The following is a 17,529-nucleotide window of genomic DNA, read 5'->3' on the forward strand; positions in this document are numbered from 1 at the left end:
TATAAAAGCGTGAGAAAAGCCCTCAGCAAAAAATATGGAATTTCCATTTGATGAGAAATGTTGTAAAATGGGAGTGGCTTTATTGACTCCATATTTCGACAATCCTGACATCTAGAATCAATGTTTATAGAAAATGATGAGCGCAAAGGCATAGCTCCTCGCTTAAGCTAATGAACAGGCAACCTATCCAACATGTTTTATCAAAAAAAGAAGCGCCAAAAAAATGGGCATACGTGGCATGGATCTAGTTTCTAAGTTCGACCATTTCATTTAGGCTGGCAAAAAAGGAGTGGAAAACGTGATCAACAAATTACGGTGGAAGCCTGTAATCGGGGCGGCAGTTTTATTTTTATTAGCTGCTAGTATACTGGCCTATTTCTTTTTTTTCAAAACTCTACATATACAAGTAAACGGGATGATCACAGATGGAAATATTGAGCTTCAGGCCAAAGACGTCCGTCTCAAAAAAATCAAAAGCGGCACGAAATCATCCATTAAATCCCAAGACTATTTTACGGTCTATCAGCTCTCATCCACGGCGCTTTCGCGTCATTATGGCACACTGACTGTTACCGTCCGAAAATTAGAGAACAACGATATGTTTGTATTTACCAAGTTTCAAAATGAAACGACGCGACCTAGTACGATTGACTTTTCCCTATCGTTCAAGAAGCCTTTTACAAACTATACAGTGACTCGTTTTCATTCTGAAAAAATTAAGCATGAGCATGATTCCACTTTAGGCGTGGACCCTACATCGACACCGCATGGACTCGTTGAGCTCAAAGGCGATGATGCTTATGCGAATATGGTCATTAGCAAAAATTACAATTCCGTGCCATTAGTCAAACAATACAGTGATACGCGAAAAAGCCAATTGCGCGAATTAATAAAAGAAACCGATGAAACGAAAATCACTGGACAAGGGCAGCGCATTGTCATTCATATGCCTCATGTTGCCAAAAAGCAAAGTTTATCGGAAAGCTGGTTCTTATACTCCTCCCAACCGCTTTTTCAAAACATGGAAAATTTTAAAGAATGGGAAAAGCACACCTTGAAAGAGTATAAGAAAATTAACAAATGGTATACCGCTGATGGGCCGTTTGGCAAGCTGCCGTGGTCGATCGAACCGTCTACTAAATTTGGATACGGACGATATTTTGCTCTTGTCCATGATCGACGCTATGCCGATCACTATGAAAAAACAAAAGAAAGATATTTTTACGACTTTATCCTGAACTCAGTGGCCAATTTATTAAATTATGGCGCTCAATTAGGCAAGCCAATTCCAACTGAAATTACGAGCACGTGGCTGAAAAACAATTATGGAATTACCGCTCCGTATTATGATACTCGCTTTAACGAGTATATCGCTATTTATTTAAAGCGGATCAGCAAGCTATTCAACATTCCTGAGTACCAAGATATCGCTCTGTTCTATGCTGATTACTTATTAGACCAGGTGGAAAAAAAGAACTACATCCAAACCGAGAACGGCTATATTATTTGTGATTTTTACGGAAACACGCAAAAGAAAAAGACTCACGCTTCCTTAAATCATTCATTGGGAGAAATGAATTTCCTGCTAGAAAGCTATTTGGAAACAAAAAAAGAAGCATATTTAACAGCAGCGTTACATATTAAAACGGGCATTGAAGACATCGGAGACAGATGGATTAAAGACAACAAAGACTTATGGTATCAGTTAAATCCTGACCTTACTTTTCATGGCACCGATTATCCGCTGTTAACATTAGAGGATTTATTGAAGGCCCAAAAGAATTTGGAAAAGGTAGGGGCAGGGAGAAGCCCTGTTTTCGATCGGTTCATCACTTCAAAAACCCAATACCTTGTCAATCACAACATCGAGATGACGAAAGCCGTGATCGCTTCTCTTGAAGAAGGAGGATTCGGCGATTTGGTGAAAGATTATAAAAACGTATCGGATTATTAAAAAATGATGGGGTGCTTTTCTGACGGCACATATAGCTCCCCTGCAAAAGCCAAATCTATTTTTGACGGTCAGAGGCAAGCCACAGACTGACCTTTGTCACGCCAAAGCAAGACCGAACAATAGGCCGCTTACAGAACAAATGAATGGCGGCCGTCCAACCGTCGAATGTTAAAAAGTCCAGTTGCATCGATCTATCAGACAAAAATACAAAAAGAAAAGTAGCGGCATTTTCATGTTGATCATTCCGCAGCGTGTTTAGCATAGCCCAAAAAAGGGAGGCTTGAACAGGCCTCCCTTTTTTCCTTCAACATGTTCCATATTCTTATGCTTCATAAAAAATGGAACGTAAATGATAGTCGATGACCGCCTCGATTTCTTGAGAAGATAACTGATGCGGCTGCATAATGCCATGCATGGCTAAGCCGTCAATAAGCGCATAAAGACGCTCTGTTTCCATTTCAATTGGCACATTAGGATTTACTGCTCCAAGACGAATCAATGCTTCAAGCAACGATCGAATTCCAGAACGAAGCTCCTCATACACTTGTTTGCTTAAAGGCTGGAGTTCCTTATCCCATAATGCCTTTTGAGTAAACGCCAACCACACCTCCATTTCCTTTCTTGTTTCATCAGTGAGCGGTAAAAGCTCGCATAGGAAACGTTTTACCACTTCAAGCGGCGGACCGGAAACAGGCAAGGCGCTCATTCTTTCTTTTACCCGTTCGGAGACAAGCTGCATAGAAAAGGCTAAAAGCTCTGACTGAGAGGCAAAGTAATGCCGCAATGAACCGACTGAAATCCCTGTCTCTTTTGCAATGTTGCGAACCGTTGCTTTTTCCAATCCATCTCTCATAATGACTCTCCAAGTCGCTTCGGCAATCATCTTTCTCTGTTTTTCATGATCCACGATTTTGGGCATACGTATATTATATCACGTTTTTTTAATACAAGTGTGTTATAATATTTTTAGCAAAAATGAAGGAATGTAAAAAGGCTGTAGTCAAAGCCCATGTTGACTTTGGCTACAACCCGCCTTTTCTGTGCGATTATGCACTCGTTTTTTCTTTTTGGCGCTGATCCGACAAGGTGATTTTTCGCAAGGCTAATGTCAAGGCAGCTCCACATACGATGAACACAAGACCAAATAGAAACACGGAATGGAGCGACTCGATGAGCGAATGCTTTAAAATAGGAATAAACGCATCTTTCATTTGCTGAGGCATGCCCGCCAGCATCTCTGGACTAAACAACATCGAATACAGCGACTGTGGATTATCATGAATCATATGGGAAAATTTATCCGCCATTTCCTTCGCCTGTGGCGGAAGCGCCGTTAAAGTTGGCATGAGGCGCTCTTCTAAAATCTGACTTGAACGATGATTCATAATCGCCCCTAAAATCGTCATTCCGAACGTTCCGCCAATGGAGCGGAAAAATTGGCTTGACGATGTAACGACTCCGATTTCCGATTTCGGGAAGGTTTCTTGCAGAGCCAACGTCAAAAGTGGCATCACTAGCCCGACACCTAATCCGAGCACAATCATATAAAATGTCGCTGTCCATTTTGTCGTTCCGATATCCATTGTACTAAGCAGACCAAAACCGGAAGCCATGATGAGCATACCAATGATGAGCTGCGGTTTCACTCCGATTTTATAAACAATTCGACCGCCAATAATGCTTCCGACAATCATTGTGATCATCATCGGAGTCATAATGGTACCAGATTGCGTCGCGCTCACGCCGACAACCCCTTGCATGAAGAACGGAACGAACATAATCGCGCCAAACATGCCGACACTCATTAAAAAGCCAAGGCCATTCAATATCGTAAATGTCCGGTTTTTAAAGAAATGCATCGGCAAAATCGGTTCTTCGGCTTTTCTCTCAACCAACACAAACGCTGTTAAAAAGACGATGGCTACAGCAAATAAACCAATAATTTGCCAAGATGTCCATTCATACTTATCGCCGCCAAACGTTAACGCCAACAGCAAGCTGACAACGCCGACAATCATCGTACACATACCGGCAATATCAAATTTGACAGGCCCTATTGCTTGATGCTTATTTAGCCCCATCGCAATGAAAATCGTCGCCAAAATCCCGACAGGAAGGTTGATATAAAACACCCATTCCCAGCTCATGTGGTCGACAATCCATCCGCCCACTTGCGGACCTAAAATGGAGGCAAGGCCATATAAACCGCCAAACACCCCTTGCCATTTGGCGCGCTCTTTTCCAGTAAACAAGTCCCCGATGATAATCATGGCCATCGGCATCATAATTCCGCCGCCGATCCCTTGCAGGCCTCGATAAATAATCAATTCGGTCATATGATGCGCCATCCCGCAAAGTGCCGAACCAACCATAAAAATGACCAATCCGGATACATAAACGACTCTTCGTCCTAATAAATCCGCCAATTTTCCGGCAATCGGCACGACCGCTGTCGATGTGAGCATATAAGCGGTCGTCAGCCATGTCATCAGGCCAATCCCTCCAAGCTCACCGACAATGCGCGGCATGGCCGTTCCAACAATGGTTCCATCAAGCGCACCGAATAACATCGCAATAATTAATCCTGTAATTAACAAATTGCGATGCTTAATCGCAGATGGCGCATTTAATATAGCTGTGTCTGACATCGTATCTCTCCTATTCTATCATGATGTTAGGTCATATCATATATTCATGAACAATGGTACTTGATGTTTATGAACAGAATATGAACTTTAATGATGTTGGGCCATATATTCATGAACGGCTTCTTTTAATGAATCAAGCGCTTCACATAACGGATGAATCTGCTGACTTTCAATATATAATAAAATCCCTTTCACCACATATTCCCGCGGCGCTGATTGCTCATTCATAAATTCCGCCTCAAGCGTATCCAGCGCGGAATGAAGCTGATGGTACGTTTTTTTATCAAGCGACAATGACGATAGCTTTTTCTTTAAGCTTTCCATTTGAGCCATCATTTGCATTTTTCGTTTACGCTTTTCCTGTTCAGCCATTTCCATAAAAGAGTGAACCATCTCTTGCTTTAACAGCGGCTCCTCGTGTTCAGAAAAGTGCATGACAATCGCATCAAGCCGACGGACAATAAACGCGGCAATTTCCTTTGCTTGAAACCTATTCGGATGAAACATCATATAAAAGGTGTATTCACGTAAAATGCCGCTTAACATGGCGGCTACGTCATACACATATCTTTCTACTTTTTGGCCATATACCTCAATCAACCGTTGACAATGCCAATTGAATATGCGGGAGCGCTGCATGCGTAAATAGCTATGAAGGTTCTCGTTAATTTTGGGAATTTGCTCCGCCACTACCATCTGAAAAAAATCTTTCTGTGAATGAATGCTTTCTAACTGTACTTCGAGTTGTTTGATCAACAATTCCCTTTCCGATTCCGCTTCTCCCTCGTGCTTCGCATGGATAAACTGTGAAAACAACTGATCTAAATAGTATTTGACAACCGAGAGCATCAACTCTTCCTTTGAGGAAAAATGATGATAAAATGCTCCCTTAGAGATGCCCCAAGCTTCGACAATATCTTGAATGGAAGTGGAATAATACCCCTTTTCAGCAAACAGCTTCATCGCGGTTTTAATAAATTCAACCTTGCGTTGCTTTGTCATTCCTATTCTCCACTCCTAAGTCCAAGACACCTTTTGGTTAGGCAGGCACCCTTTTACAAAGACCTTCGGATAAATGGACAGCTTCGTACGAGGCTTCACCAGCTCGGCATGAACGCCATGCTTCTGAAGCTTTTCCACAAGCTGCTTACAAGACAATTCTTCTTTATATTTTCCCATGAAAAAGGCACCTCAATTCGCTCATCGAATTTCGACCAAACAGTCATTCTCATTATAAATACTTTTTCATCATTTATCAAGAATAATATTCAAACAAAAATGACCTATTAGTCAAAATTTTATCGACAAAAAATGACCAAATAGTCAATCTATACATGATCCACAATAAAAATGACCGTTCTGATCTACGCTTTGAATGAACGGTCATCCATTTTGATGTTATTCATCTAATGCCTGTTTTGCCAATGCGAGGGCACCACAGATGCCTGCATTGTCACCAAGTCCCGGCCGCACCACATACTCATCGATATGCTGTAAAATCGCTTCATGCTGAATATAGCCATTCAAGAAGTCTATCACATAACGGCGAACAGCCGGCAAAAGCTGCGGTTGCTTCATCACCCCGCCGCCGACAATGATTTTTTCAGGAGAAAGAGCCAGGATATATTGAGCGATCGCCTGTCCTAAATAAAAGGCTTCAAGCTCCCACACTTCCGTATGGTTCGTCAATTCGGCTCCCTTCTTACCCCAGCGCTTTTCAATCGCAGGACCCGAGGCCATTCCTTCCAAGCAATCGTTATGAAATGGACAACAGCCGGCAAAACCATCCTCAGGATGACGTCGGACCAGAATATGGCCCATTTCCGGATGCAAGAGCCCATGCAACAGCCGGCCCTCCACGATAGCCCCCACACCGATTCCCGTTCCAACCGTCATATAAAGGCAACTATGGGTTCCTTTGGCCGCTCCCCATAATTGCTCCCCTAAAGCAGCAGCGTTGACATCGGTATCAAAGCCGATCGGAACAGGAAAATATTTGGACATCTCCCCTACAAAGTTAAAGTTTTCCCATTTCCGCTTTGGCGTACTGGTAATGTAACCATACGTATGACTGCTTTTATTTAAGTCAATCGGACCAAATGATCCAATACCGATCGCTTTTAGTTCAAACTGCTGAAAAAAACGGATGACGCTCCGCATCGTTTCCTCAGGTGTTGTTGTTGGAACCCTCTCTCTTTGATGAACGCGGCCATCATCATCTCCGACTGCGCAAACAAATTTTGTCCCACCCGCTTCAATCGCGCCAAGATACATGCTTTTTCCTCACTTTCTGTCCACTTTTTATGGTCACACCAATCCAACCCAGACTTCTCTATGGAAAAAACTAGTCACCCCATGTATAATAAACACCACCACCCTTTAACGGCATTGTTTAGCAGTGCTTCTAAGACTTTCTCGCTAGCATTTATTTCGCTCATCCATGCTTAAAAACCTTCGCTTTTTCGAAGTTTTTTCGCGCCGTAAGACTGAACTGCGATGGTCTTACATACACGCTGCCAGAAAGCTAAATGAAATCGATTCTAAGGCGGTGCGGCAGAGCGAAGGAGGCTCATGATGTCCAATAACAGCATGCCGCCTGAAATGATTGGCTTTTTTGTCCATCATACGCAAAATGAACGATACTAAATATGAATAAGGAGAGGATACTTTTGATTCGACTCGCAACAATCGGAACGAACTGGATTACTCAAGAATTTTTACAAGCTGCTCAGCCGATTTCCCAGTTGACATTGACCGCTGTCTATTCCCGGAACGAGGAAAAAGCAAAGCAGTTTGCCGCAAAAACCGGAGCGAAACGCACATTTACTCATTTAGAAGAAATGGCCAAAAGCGATGAGATCGACGCTGTCTACATCGCCAGCCCCAATTCGCTCCATGCCGAGCAAGCCATTTTGCTTATGAATCATGGCAAACATGTCTTATGCGAAAAGCCATTGGCCTCCAATACAAAAGAAGTCCAAGCGATGATAGAGGCGGCCAAAGCGAATGATGTCGTATTGATGGAAGCGATGAAAACAACGCTTCTACCCAATTTCCAAGCGATCCGCCGCCACCTTCATAAAATCGGAAAAATACGCCGCTATTTCGCTAATTACTGCCAATATTCCTCGCGCTATGACGCCTATAAGCAAGGGACGGTGTTAAATGCCTTTAATCCGGCTTTTTCAAACGGCGCATTGATGGACTTAGGCGTTTATTGCCTTTACCCGCTCGTTGTTTTATTTGGAAAACCGCAATCGTTAAAAGCCAGCAGTGTCATGCTGGAATCAGGCGTCGACGGCGAGGGAAGCATCGTCCTTCATTACGGCGATATGGATGCGGTTGTGATGTATTCAAAAATCACGAATTCCTATGTTCCTGCAGAAATTCAAGGAGAAGCAGGAAGCATCGTCATTGATGCCATCCATACTCCGACCAAAGTGGAAATTCGCTACCGCGATGGCCGAGTCGAGGATATTACAGAGCCGCAGACGCATCATCCGATGTATTATGAAGCGCTTGAATGGACGCAGCTTATCACGTGCGGCCAGCGCCAATCAGAAACAAATTCACACGCCCATTCGTTCATCACAGCTGAAATAATGGAGGAAGCGCGAAAACAAACCGGCATTCGATTCCCTGCCGACCAGTCGACCCTTTGCCAATAAAGCAAAGGGTCTCATTTTAAGAAATTTTTCGCTTGAGGCGCGCTGGCTTCCTCCGTTGTTGCCACATCCATACAAGGCATAAGGCGACGAGCGCGCCGCAGGCATCAATTACGACATCCGAAAATAGCGCCGTCCTCCCCGGTTCAAACGACTGATGCCACTCATCTGTCGCCCCATAAACGGCGGCAAAGCTCCACGCCCACACATAGGCCCACCGCTTCGGATACAGCGCTTGAAAAACCAGTACAGCCAAAATCCCAAAAGCAGACAAATGAGCAAACTTACGGATGACAAAATTCAAGGGAGAAGCGGCTCCCTCCCCTTCCTCCCATCCTTCGTGGCCGATCCATTTTTGAAGGATGCGCGCCGTATTTTCCCCTGTAAAATAGGAAGCCTCGCTAAAACCATAAATCACCAAACACCATATGCCAACTAAGCTCCACCAAACCCACTTGCGAACCATTGCTTTCTCCTCTATTTTTATAATTATTATAATTTGATATTGATTATCATAAAAATATTGTTATACTAAATGTATACGGCGATAAGCGAAAGGAGGAAAAAAATGAAACAAACGATTTGTCCGAAATGCCAGCAGCCGTCTCGCCGCCTCAAACATTCTCTTTTATGCGGATGCGGTTTTAAGCTCCTTCGTTCCAAAGGATAACGCTTGCTATTTATTGCGGCGGATATTGACCGTTGTGAACACGAACTTGTCATAGCGATGTCTGGAAAAAGAATATTCAAATGGAACACCATTATTTAGAAAACCAACCTGCTCGACCTCTAAAATCGGATCATCCGGCGCGCAGTGCAAATACGTTTGATCCAGCTCCGTTGGCTTTGACGCGCGAATTTTCCTATGACAGCCGGCGATCGTTAATCCGAGCCCATGCGTAATATGATTGTAAATGGAAGCGTGCAACACATCCTCGTTTAAACCACGGATGAGCGGAGTCGGCATATACGTTTTCTCAATCACATAAGGTTCGTTTTCCACGATGCGAAGACGAATCAGATGGTAGACAGGTGTTGTCAAATCAATCGATAATTGGGCCGCCACCTCTTTGGAAGGAAATCGCACTTCAAATTTTATGATTTGACTTGTAATTTTTTTTCCTTTCAATAAATTCGTCAGACCGAGATTCTCCTCGCTTGTGACATTGACTAAACCATTATGTGCCGCCGATTTCACGATAAACGTACCATGTCCCCGCTTCCGATACAAAAGGCCTTCCATAACCAAAATATCAAGCGCTTTCTTCATCGTCATCCGGCTACAAGAAAATTCTTGAGAGAGCGATAGCTCGTCTGGAATCGGTTCATCGAGCGAATAAAATCCTTCTTGAATTCTTTTGCGTATTTCGTTTGAAATCTGTTCATATTTAAACATCTTATCACCTGATTTTGTTATCAAAAATGCCGATCATTTTGGATCCATATCATTCATGCTGTATTAAAACACTTTTTTCTGTCAAAGACTTCGGTCGCTTGGAGCCACAAGCACTAGTTCATACATCGGTTTAAATCAGCCTCATATACATATAACCTTAAAGATTGAAGAATCCCGTCTATAAAACCCACGGTCAGAAGCCTCTTATGACAAAAACGACCGGCGAAAATAGCCCAACTCCATTATACAAATATTAATATATCAAGCTACATCTATATAATTCGTGTTCATTGTAAACTGTTCGTTCCCATTATGGCAATCATTTTCTGAATGCCAGCGGCCATTTCATCTTTGTTCTCCTTCTCCCTAAAATCTCACCTCGTGTTCGGCTCGAGTCATCAACAGTTTATTTCATCCCTTTCAATTCGATCGATGGAGCCTTATCGCGACAATAAAATAGAGAAAAAGATGGTCTGAGACCACCTTTTTTCAAAACCCATTGTTTTGTGATAAAGCTTTAAACCAATATCCGCTTTTTTTAATCGATCGCTTTTGATCATTGTTTAAATCGACCGATACAAGCCCGTAACGGTTTTTATAGGCATTGGTCCATGACCAGTTATCCATGAACGTCCACAGATGGTATCCTTTTACGTGAACGCCTTCTTGAATCGCACGGTGTACCCACTTTAAATGTTCTTTAATAAAATCAATACGATAATCATCACAAATCATGCCCGTCTCATCCCGAAATCGTTCTTCTCCTTCAACTCCCATACCATTTTCAGAAATAAAACATTCAATATTTTCATAGTTCTCCTTTATGTTGATTAAAATATCATAAATTCCTTTCGCGTAAATTTCCCAACCGCGGTAAGGATTCATTTTTCTCCCCGGCATCACATAATAGTCAAAAAATCGCTCCGGCATAAACGGCGCTTCCGGATTGGGCAAATAATCCTTCGCCTTGACTCGACGCGGCTGATAATAGTTAATGCCTAAAATATCAATTGTATTCTCTTTGATAAGTGGCAAATCTCCCCCTTCAATAATCGGGAGGTATCCATACTTCTTCAGCAATTCGACTAAATCCCGCGGATATTCCCCTTTCACTACCGGATCTAAAAAGCTGCGGTTAAAAAATAAATCAGCAATATGCGCCGCTTGGACATCAGCTGGATGCTGGCTGCGCGGGTACGAAGGGGTAAGGTTTAAAATAATCCCGATTTTCCCATCTTTCGCTTTACTGTTTCGAAACTCGCGAACCGCCTTCGCGTGTGCGAGAACAGTATGATAGGCTACTTGAACGGCACGGCGAAAATCTACTACATTCGGATAATGAAAATCATATAAATAACCCCCTTCCACTGGAACAATTGGTTCATTATGCGTAAACCATTTTTTTACGCGGTCACCAAACAACTCAAAGCATATTTTGGCATACCGCGCATATGCATCGACCACCTCTCGGCTTTCCCAGCCACCGATTTGCTGCATCGCTAACGGCATATCAAAATGATATAAAGTAACGAATGGCTCAATATCATGGTCAAGCAGTCCATCAATCACTTGCTGATAGAATTGAACGGCTTCCGCATTCACTGCCCCTTTTCCATCCGGAATCAACCGGGACCACGAGATCGAGAAACGAAATGAATTATGCCCTGTTTCTTTCAGCAGCTGGATGTCCTCCTTATAGCGATGATAAAAATCGGAAGTCGTTTCTGGTCCGACTCCATCAAAAAAACGATGAGGCTCTTGTTCGTACCAATAATCCCATATATTAGGCCCTTTTCCTCCCTCGCGGCTCGCTCCTTCTATTTGTGTAGCCGAAACGGCGCTTCCCCACCAAAAACCTTGCGGAAAGCGATACGGAAGCTGTTGTTTTGTTTCTTGTATAGCTTTCATTTCCTCAATCACCTTTCTTCTATTAAGATGCATTTTTTGTCGTTTCATCGCTTCCTTCTTCTTGCTCTTTTTGCAAATTCATTCGATCCATAAACTTCAAAAATGGAAACCAGATGAGCAAAACAATCGAAAAGTTCACTATCTGCAAAAGTCCTCCAGCTAATGAGTTGGTGGCCATGATTCCATTAATAAAGATCGGAACGGTCCAAGGAACAGCGACACCTGTCGGCGGCGGGACCATTCCTGTTGACATCGCTAAATAGGTAACAAGCGTAACGGCCATCGGAGCGATTATCCACGGGAATATAATCAATGGATTCATGACAATCGGCAAACCAAAAATAACAGGCTCATTCACATTAAAAAGACCCGGACCAATCGCTAGCTTACCAATTTGCTTCATTTGCTTACTTTTCATAAAAAACAGCATCGCGATGACAACAGCCAGAGTCATCCCTGTTCCGCCCATGCCCACAGTATAAATTTCCATAAATTGTTTGTTAATAATATGAGGGACCTCCCCTTTGTCCATATAGGAATTTAAATTTTCTAACGATAATGTATTCCAAATCGGATCCATGACGGAATTAATGATAATTTGGCCGTGCAAGCCAAAAAACCATAAAATCTGCGTAATGAAGATAGCGGCTAATGTCGGAACGATGCCGCTTCCTAGTCCGACTAAAGGAGATTGAATCGTACGGTAAATGACATCATGCATATTCGTTTGGAAGCCTTGCGTGACAATAATGTTAATGATAAGAAATACTGATAGTGTGATAAGTGCAGGAATAAGTGCTGAAAATGACCGAGAAACAGCCGGGGGAACACCAGCAGGCATTTTGATCGTAATATCTTTTTGAACAACCCAACGGTAAATCTCGCCGGCAAGGAAAGCAACGATCATTCCTAAAAACATCCCCTTTGCGCCAAGCCGATCAAGCGGGATTACGTTGGCCACGACTTCTTTGCCTTCTGTTTGCCAAACAAATGGTGTTAAAATTAAAAAGGACACTAAGGCAATAGCACCGCCGAAAACCGCTTCTACATCGTAGCTTTTGGCTAAATAATAGCCAATCCCGAATACGACAAATACAGACATGATTCCCATGGTCGCTTGTGGAGCCACACTGAGCGCTGCACTGAAGGTACTAAGCGTCCCTTTGCTCATGACTTTATCAAGAAATGGCAAATTGGCGAGCACTACGGCGATAGAACCAAAAATCGTTAATGGAAACGCCAGCATAAATGCATCCCGCAATACCTTTAAATAGCGGTTATTATTCAACTTGCCGGCGACCGGCACTAAAATGCGGCTAAATGTATCAAACCACGTTTGGCTCATTATTCTCTCCCCCTCAAAATTTAAACATTTCTCTCCTTAAACAGCTGGATAAGTTCTTTCACAAGCTCCTTCATTGTCAACGTAGACATGAGATGATCTTCTGCGTGCATCATCAATAAAGAAAAAGAGGCCGACTTTCCGTTCGCTTCTTCCTGAATCATTTGAAAATGAATGCTATGTGCCACACTTAAATCTTTTTCTGCTTCATTCACAAGCCGCTCTGCTTCTTCCGTATGTCCTTGCCGATATTGGCGAAGTGACTCAATGATTTTGCTCCGCGCATTTCCGCTGTGAAGAATAAGCTGAAAGTTAATTTGTTCTGCAGTTAAACCTTCGAGTAATGGTTGTTCCATTATGAACGCTCCTCTATTAGTTTTATAGCTTGCTCATACACCTTTTTACCATCCGCTAATCCATAGGCCACCATATCGATCACTTCTACGGGAATCCCGTATTTTTTCGCTTCTTTTTGTAATTCGCCTTTCAAAAAACTCATTTGTGGCCCAATTAAAACAACATCGGCTTTCTCCATTTCTTTTTTTGCCTGATCTTGCCCGACGGCCCAAATTTCCGTCTCTTCGCCAATTTCCTTCGCATAAGCCTGCATCTTTGTCATGAGCAGACTAGTAGACATACCGGAACTGCAAGCAAGTAAAATTTTTTTCATAACCATTGAACTCCTTTCTCTTTTTAAGCGCTTTCAATAATAATTATATATTTTTATATTTATTTGTCTATACATTTAATTAAATAAATATCGACAATTCAAAAAAAGATGACGAAAAAAATGGCCTTTTTAATAGGCAGCCTTTTCTTCCGTCACCCTCTGTCATTTTTATTTAACGTAAGGTACTGCCGGCGATGAAACAATTATTTGCAACCGGCCCTTCACAGTAAACGGGTCTAATGCGTAAGGAATCAGCAAATGATCTCCTTTGTTTAACAAATATGCTTTCCCTTTCGCCCACAGCTCCCCGCAGCCGTTTAGAACGCTCATTAACAAAAAGTAACGAATTTGCTTTACGGTCCATTCTGTTTGAATGTCCCATTTTTGCACAGTAAAATAAGCGTTTTCCACAAATGTCACAATGGTCGCTCCGTCTGCTTCTACTACTTTCGGAGGAAAGGAGTAATCCGTATGAGGTACTGTTATGACATCGATCGCTTTTTCCAAATGAAGCTCCCGTTTTTGCCCTTTTCCATCCACGCGATCATAATCATAGATCCGATACGTCGTATCTGAGTTTTGCTGCGTCTCTAAAACAAGCGTACCTTCACAAAGTGCGTGAATTGTGCCGCTTGGAACATAGAAAAAATCACCTGGCTTAATTTTCACTTTGCGGAGCAGCTGGTTCCACTTTCCCTCCTGCATCATATGAAGCAGCTCTGCTTTCGTTTGTGCATGGTGACCGTATATTAGCTTAGCGTCTTCTTTGCAATCAATAATATACCAACATTCCGTCTTACCTAATTCCCCATTCTCATGCTTTTTCGCATAGTCATCAGATGGATGCACCTGCACCGATAAATCTTGGTTAGCATCTAAAATTTTTGTTAACAGCGGAAAACGATCAGACGGAAAATGGCCAAATAATTCAGGATGCCGCTCCCACAGCTTCCCTAATGGCTGGCCTTGGAATTCTCCATTTTTCACGCCAGTCTGTCCGTTTGGATGAGCGGAAATCGCCCAGCATTCGCCCGTTCGATCAGAAGGAATGCGATAGCCGAACCGGTCAGCTAATGCCGTTCCTCCCCAAATCCGCTCTTGAAACATCGGCTCCAAGAACAATGGCTCTTGATTCATTCTGTCTCCCCCTTCGTTTTGTCTTATTGTTCCGTCTCCCCCTGCTTCGAGACGGCAGAACCTTCAATGAACATGTTAAAGCATAAACCATTACTTTACAAATCATTCGTCACCTTTTTCACATACTCCACCGAGAAGCCTCCCACCTCTTAATGGAGAGTAAATAAGGGAGGTTCATAAGTGTCGCGACATCCAAGTACGCAGCTGAAGAATTCAGCAAATCAACTGCGCTTGATTACGCTGCCCAAATACGGTTGCGCCAACAAGAATAGAAAGGCTGAACAAACGATCAACAGGCTTGCGGCGAAACATTCTCTAAAGCGAATCGGTACACTTGGGGCAATGCATCATCTGGCTCCGTTCAGACGAAGCTGCTTAGGCGACAGGGACAACACGCATGATCGATAGAGGAGATGTGCTATGGCCGTGGCGAACAATGTCAGCCCAGCGGCCGTTCGTGTCTAAGTCTCTTCCTTGTTCTCACTCGATCTGCTATTCTATTTTTACAAAACGAACGAAAGAGGGATTAAGCGAATGACACATCCATATGCTCACCGCCTCGCGCAATGGCTACGAGCCCATCGCCATGAAGCGAATGCTGGACCGATGAAACAATATATGCGCAACCAATTTGAATTTCTCGGAATCAAAACTCCAGAGCGCCGCGCGCTACTAAAAGAGTTTCTCGCGCAGCACGGCCTTCCGCCGCGCACTGAACTGGCAGATATCGTCAGCAAACTTTGGGAATGGCCGGAGCGTGAATTGCAATATTGCGCACTTGCTTTGCTGGAAAAAGAAAAGAGAAGTCTCTCAAAAATGGATTTAGAATTCATAGAGAAGCTCATTACAAACAAACCTTGGTGGGACACCGTTGATATGCTTGCGGCCAATATCGTCGGACCGCTTTTCAAAAACGAACCAGAGTGTATTCCCGTCTATACAGAACGATGGATGCAGTCCAATCATATGTGGCTGCAACGAACGGCCATTTTGTTTCAATTAAGATATAAAGAAGAGACCGATGAAGCTTTACTTTACCAGCTTATCCGCCAATGCCGGCAGTCATCGGAATTCTTTATTCAAAAAGCGATCGGCTGGGCGCTGCGCGAATATTCCAAGACCCATCCGGCAAGCGTCCAGCGGTTCGTGGAAAGCGAAACATTGGCGCCGTTAAGCAAACGAGAAGCATTAAAGGTGATTCAGCGCCGCCGCTAATACAGCCGGCAAATAAACGAGCGGATCACGATCAAAACGTGATCCGCTCGTTATGATGGGCATGTCTGCGGGTCATCCTCCGCCAAAGGTTGATCTACTAGCTTCCACGTTCGCAGCGTCTCATGAGCAATGGAACGCAAATGCGGATGCGGCCGTCCCAGCCAATAGCCTTGGCCAAACGGGATGCCGAGCTTGGTGACCACTTGGAGCTCTTCCTGCGTTTCAATTCCTTCGGCAATGAGATGACAGCCTATTTTCCGGGCAAATTCAGCAAGGGTTTCCAGTAAAATGGCCTTGACTGAATGGCCATCAACCTTATGAATAATCGAACGATCGATTTTAATATAGTCCGGACGCAACTCAGCAATCGCCTGAAGGGAAGAATAGCCCGCTCCCGCATCATCAATGGCGATGCGATATCCTTGCTTGCGGTAGTGGCTGAGCACTTTTTTAAAGGAGGCATAATCATCAATCGATTGACGTTCGGTAATCTCAAATACAACTTGCTGCGGCGTAAGCCCTCTTTTTTTCAGAAACGCCAGCGTCTGTCCAGGGGTGAACTGCGGATCATGAATGACATTGGCATTTAAATTAATAAAAAGCTTCCAATTCGGATCGCTCGCGGAAAATCCTTCAATCGCTTTTTGCCGTGCCAGTTTCTCCAGCGCATACAGTTGGTTCTCTTTTTCAGCAAATTCCCATAAACGATGGGGCGTTGCAAAATAGCTTGTCTGCGGTCCGCGCGCCAATGCCTCGTACCCATAAATCTTTTTGTCAAGCAGTGATACAATCGGCTGGTAGTGTGCCGTAAGATGCTGACCGGCCAAAATGTGGCGAAATTCCGTTTGCAGCTTTTGCTGCTCAGCATTTGTTGCCTTTTTTGCCTCGCTTACCGCTTTTTTAACCGCCTCGTACAGCAAATGCTCCAGCGCTTTTTCAACACCTGAATCAAGCAACGATACGCCCACATGAAAATCAACGGGCTCAGCCCATTTCGCTTGATGAGCCATGCTTATTTTGAATCGCTGATATATATCATGCGCCAAACAGCGTAAATGAGCCTCCCCTGCTCCGCTCTCCATACGAATCAATACCAGCAGATCATCCCCAAACATGCGGTGGGCGCATATGCCAAACGGTTCTTCGTTCTCTAAGTTTGTCATGATTTGTTTGACTGCCGCCAACAGCTTTTGGCACGCTTCCTTTCCATACTTCTGTTCCATTTGGCTGCAATTTTTTATATCTAAATAAATCAGTCCCAATGAATATTGAGAGATGAAATGCGCTGCCTTATCCACGATATTCTCGCGGTTTAAGCTGTCGGTAAGCAGCAGCACCGATGCAAGCTGGTCGTCCATGTTCGGGACTCCTTTCAACACACCAAACTATTCATGCGCAGAACAGTATAGCACACCCATATAACCGGAGCGTGAAGGCTTTGTAAAGGTTTCATGAATCTCATGTTTCAATCATGACGAAGACAGGAAAGATTTCTTAGTAAGTAACTCTTCTGAAAAATGGAAATTTCAATAGCCGGCTACATTTCTTGCCATTCCTCCACCATCTGTCAAAACAGACGATCGCTCTCCCATTC

The 17,529-nt window shown here is 43.5% G+C and carries 17 protein-coding genes; 4 read left to right on the forward strand and 13 right to left on the reverse strand.

Features of this window, described 5'->3' with window-relative positions; genetic code table 11:
- Nucleotides 1-298 precede the first annotated feature (298 nt).
- A complete protein-coding gene (locus AT864_RS15415) occupies nucleotides 299-1,954 on the forward strand; it encodes a hypothetical protein (protein WP_066150487.1) in 1,656 nt (551 codons plus the stop codon).
- A gap of 322 nt (nucleotides 1,955-2,276) precedes the next feature.
- Here AT864_RS15415 and AT864_RS15425 read toward each other — a convergent pair whose 3' ends face one another.
- From AT864_RS15425 to AT864_RS15440, 5 genes are all read right to left on the reverse strand, one after another.
- Complete coding sequence (locus AT864_RS15425; RefSeq protein ID WP_066150493.1) at nucleotides 2,277-2,873, reverse strand: TetR/AcrR family transcriptional regulator; 597 nt, start codon at nucleotides 2,871-2,873, stop codon at nucleotides 2,277-2,279.
- A 127-nt stretch (nucleotides 2,874-3,000) separates the two neighbouring features.
- Entirely contained in the window at nucleotides 3,001-4,602 is a 1,602-nt protein-coding gene (locus AT864_RS15430; RefSeq protein ID WP_066150496.1) for an MDR family MFS transporter, read from the reverse strand.
- An 87-nt stretch (nucleotides 4,603-4,689) separates the two neighbouring features.
- Nucleotides 4,690-5,604 carry a TetR/AcrR family transcriptional regulator gene (locus tag AT864_RS15435; protein ID WP_066150499.1) on the reverse strand — a complete coding sequence of 305 codons (915 nt, stop codon included), beginning with the start codon at nucleotides 5,602-5,604 and terminating at the stop codon, nucleotides 4,690-4,692.
- Between the two features lie 15 nt (nucleotides 5,605-5,619).
- Complete coding sequence (locus tag AT864_RS18025; RefSeq protein ID WP_156450556.1) at nucleotides 5,620-5,781, reverse strand: hypothetical protein; 162 nt, start codon at nucleotides 5,779-5,781, stop codon at nucleotides 5,620-5,622.
- 219 nt (nucleotides 5,782-6,000) lie between these two features.
- The gene (locus AT864_RS15440; RefSeq protein WP_066150501.1) at nucleotides 6,001-6,876 is read right to left on the reverse strand and encodes an ROK family protein; all 876 of its coding nucleotides are present in this window, start codon (nucleotides 6,874-6,876) and stop codon (nucleotides 6,001-6,003) included.
- A 395-nt stretch (nucleotides 6,877-7,271) separates the two neighbouring features.
- Here AT864_RS15440 and AT864_RS15445 point away from each other — a divergent pair, with 395 nt between their 5' ends.
- The gene (locus AT864_RS15445) at nucleotides 7,272-8,270 is read left to right on the forward strand and encodes a Gfo/Idh/MocA family protein (protein ID WP_066150504.1); all 999 of its coding nucleotides are present in this window, start codon (nucleotides 7,272-7,274) and stop codon (nucleotides 8,268-8,270) included.
- Nucleotides 8,271-8,286: 16 nt separating this feature from the next.
- Here AT864_RS15445 and AT864_RS15450 read toward each other — a convergent pair whose 3' ends face one another.
- The 7 genes from AT864_RS15450 to manA all read right to left on the reverse strand — a co-directional run bounded on the left by AT864_RS15450 (nucleotide 8,287) and on the right by manA (nucleotide 14,720).
- Entirely contained in the window at nucleotides 8,287-8,733 is a 447-nt protein-coding gene (locus AT864_RS15450; RefSeq protein ID WP_066150508.1) for a VanZ family protein, read from the reverse strand.
- A 210-nt stretch (nucleotides 8,734-8,943) separates the two neighbouring features.
- Nucleotides 8,944-9,663, reverse strand: coding sequence for a GntR family transcriptional regulator (locus AT864_RS15455; RefSeq protein ID WP_044742410.1), 720 nt, complete (start codon nucleotides 9,661-9,663; stop codon nucleotides 8,944-8,946).
- Between the two features lie 489 nt (nucleotides 9,664-10,152).
- Nucleotides 10,153-11,571: a glycoside hydrolase family 1 protein gene (locus tag AT864_RS15460; RefSeq protein ID WP_066150840.1), complete on the reverse strand. Its 1,419-nt coding sequence runs from the start codon at nucleotides 11,569-11,571 to the stop codon at nucleotides 10,153-10,155.
- Nucleotides 11,572-11,593: 22 nt separating this feature from the next.
- The gene (gene celB / locus AT864_RS15465) at nucleotides 11,594-12,916 is read right to left on the reverse strand and encodes a PTS cellobiose transporter subunit IIC (protein ID WP_044742409.1); all 1,323 of its coding nucleotides are present in this window, start codon (nucleotides 12,914-12,916) and stop codon (nucleotides 11,594-11,596) included.
- Nucleotides 12,917-12,936: 20 nt separating this feature from the next.
- A complete protein-coding gene (locus AT864_RS15470) occupies nucleotides 12,937-13,269 on the reverse strand; it encodes a PTS lactose/cellobiose transporter subunit IIA (RefSeq protein WP_066150511.1) in 333 nt (110 codons plus the stop codon).
- Nucleotides 13,269-13,583, reverse strand: coding sequence for a PTS sugar transporter subunit IIB (locus AT864_RS15475; RefSeq protein WP_066150514.1), 315 nt, complete (start codon nucleotides 13,581-13,583; stop codon nucleotides 13,269-13,271). Before AT864_RS15475 ends, AT864_RS15470 begins: the two co-directional genes overlap by 1 nt.
- Nucleotides 13,584-13,751: 168 nt before the next feature.
- Nucleotides 13,752-14,720 carry a mannose-6-phosphate isomerase, class I gene (gene manA / locus AT864_RS15480; RefSeq protein ID WP_066150516.1) on the reverse strand — a complete coding sequence of 323 codons (969 nt, stop codon included), beginning with the start codon at nucleotides 14,718-14,720 and terminating at the stop codon, nucleotides 13,752-13,754.
- Nucleotides 14,721-14,900: 180 nt separating this feature from the next.
- Here manA and AT864_RS15485 point away from each other — a divergent pair, with 180 nt between their 5' ends.
- Nucleotides 14,901-15,128, forward strand: a complete 228-nt coding sequence (locus tag AT864_RS15485; RefSeq protein ID WP_066150519.1) for a hypothetical protein — start codon at nucleotides 14,901-14,903, stop codon at nucleotides 15,126-15,128.
- Between the two features lie 126 nt (nucleotides 15,129-15,254).
- A complete protein-coding gene (locus AT864_RS15490) occupies nucleotides 15,255-15,935 on the forward strand; it encodes a DNA alkylation repair protein (protein ID WP_066150523.1) in 681 nt (226 codons plus the stop codon).
- Nucleotides 15,936-15,985: 50 nt separating this feature from the next.
- Here AT864_RS15490 and AT864_RS15495 read toward each other — a convergent pair whose 3' ends face one another.
- Nucleotides 15,986-17,293: an EAL domain-containing protein gene (locus AT864_RS15495; RefSeq protein ID WP_082741717.1), complete on the reverse strand. Its 1,308-nt coding sequence runs from the start codon at nucleotides 17,291-17,293 to the stop codon at nucleotides 15,986-15,988.
- Nucleotides 17,294-17,529: the final 236 nt, after the last annotated feature.

It is taken from the genome of Anoxybacillus sp. P3H1B, assembly GCF_001560855.1.
Classification (GTDB): domain Bacteria; phylum Bacillota; class Bacilli; order Bacillales; family Anoxybacillaceae; genus Anoxybacteroides; species Anoxybacteroides rupiense.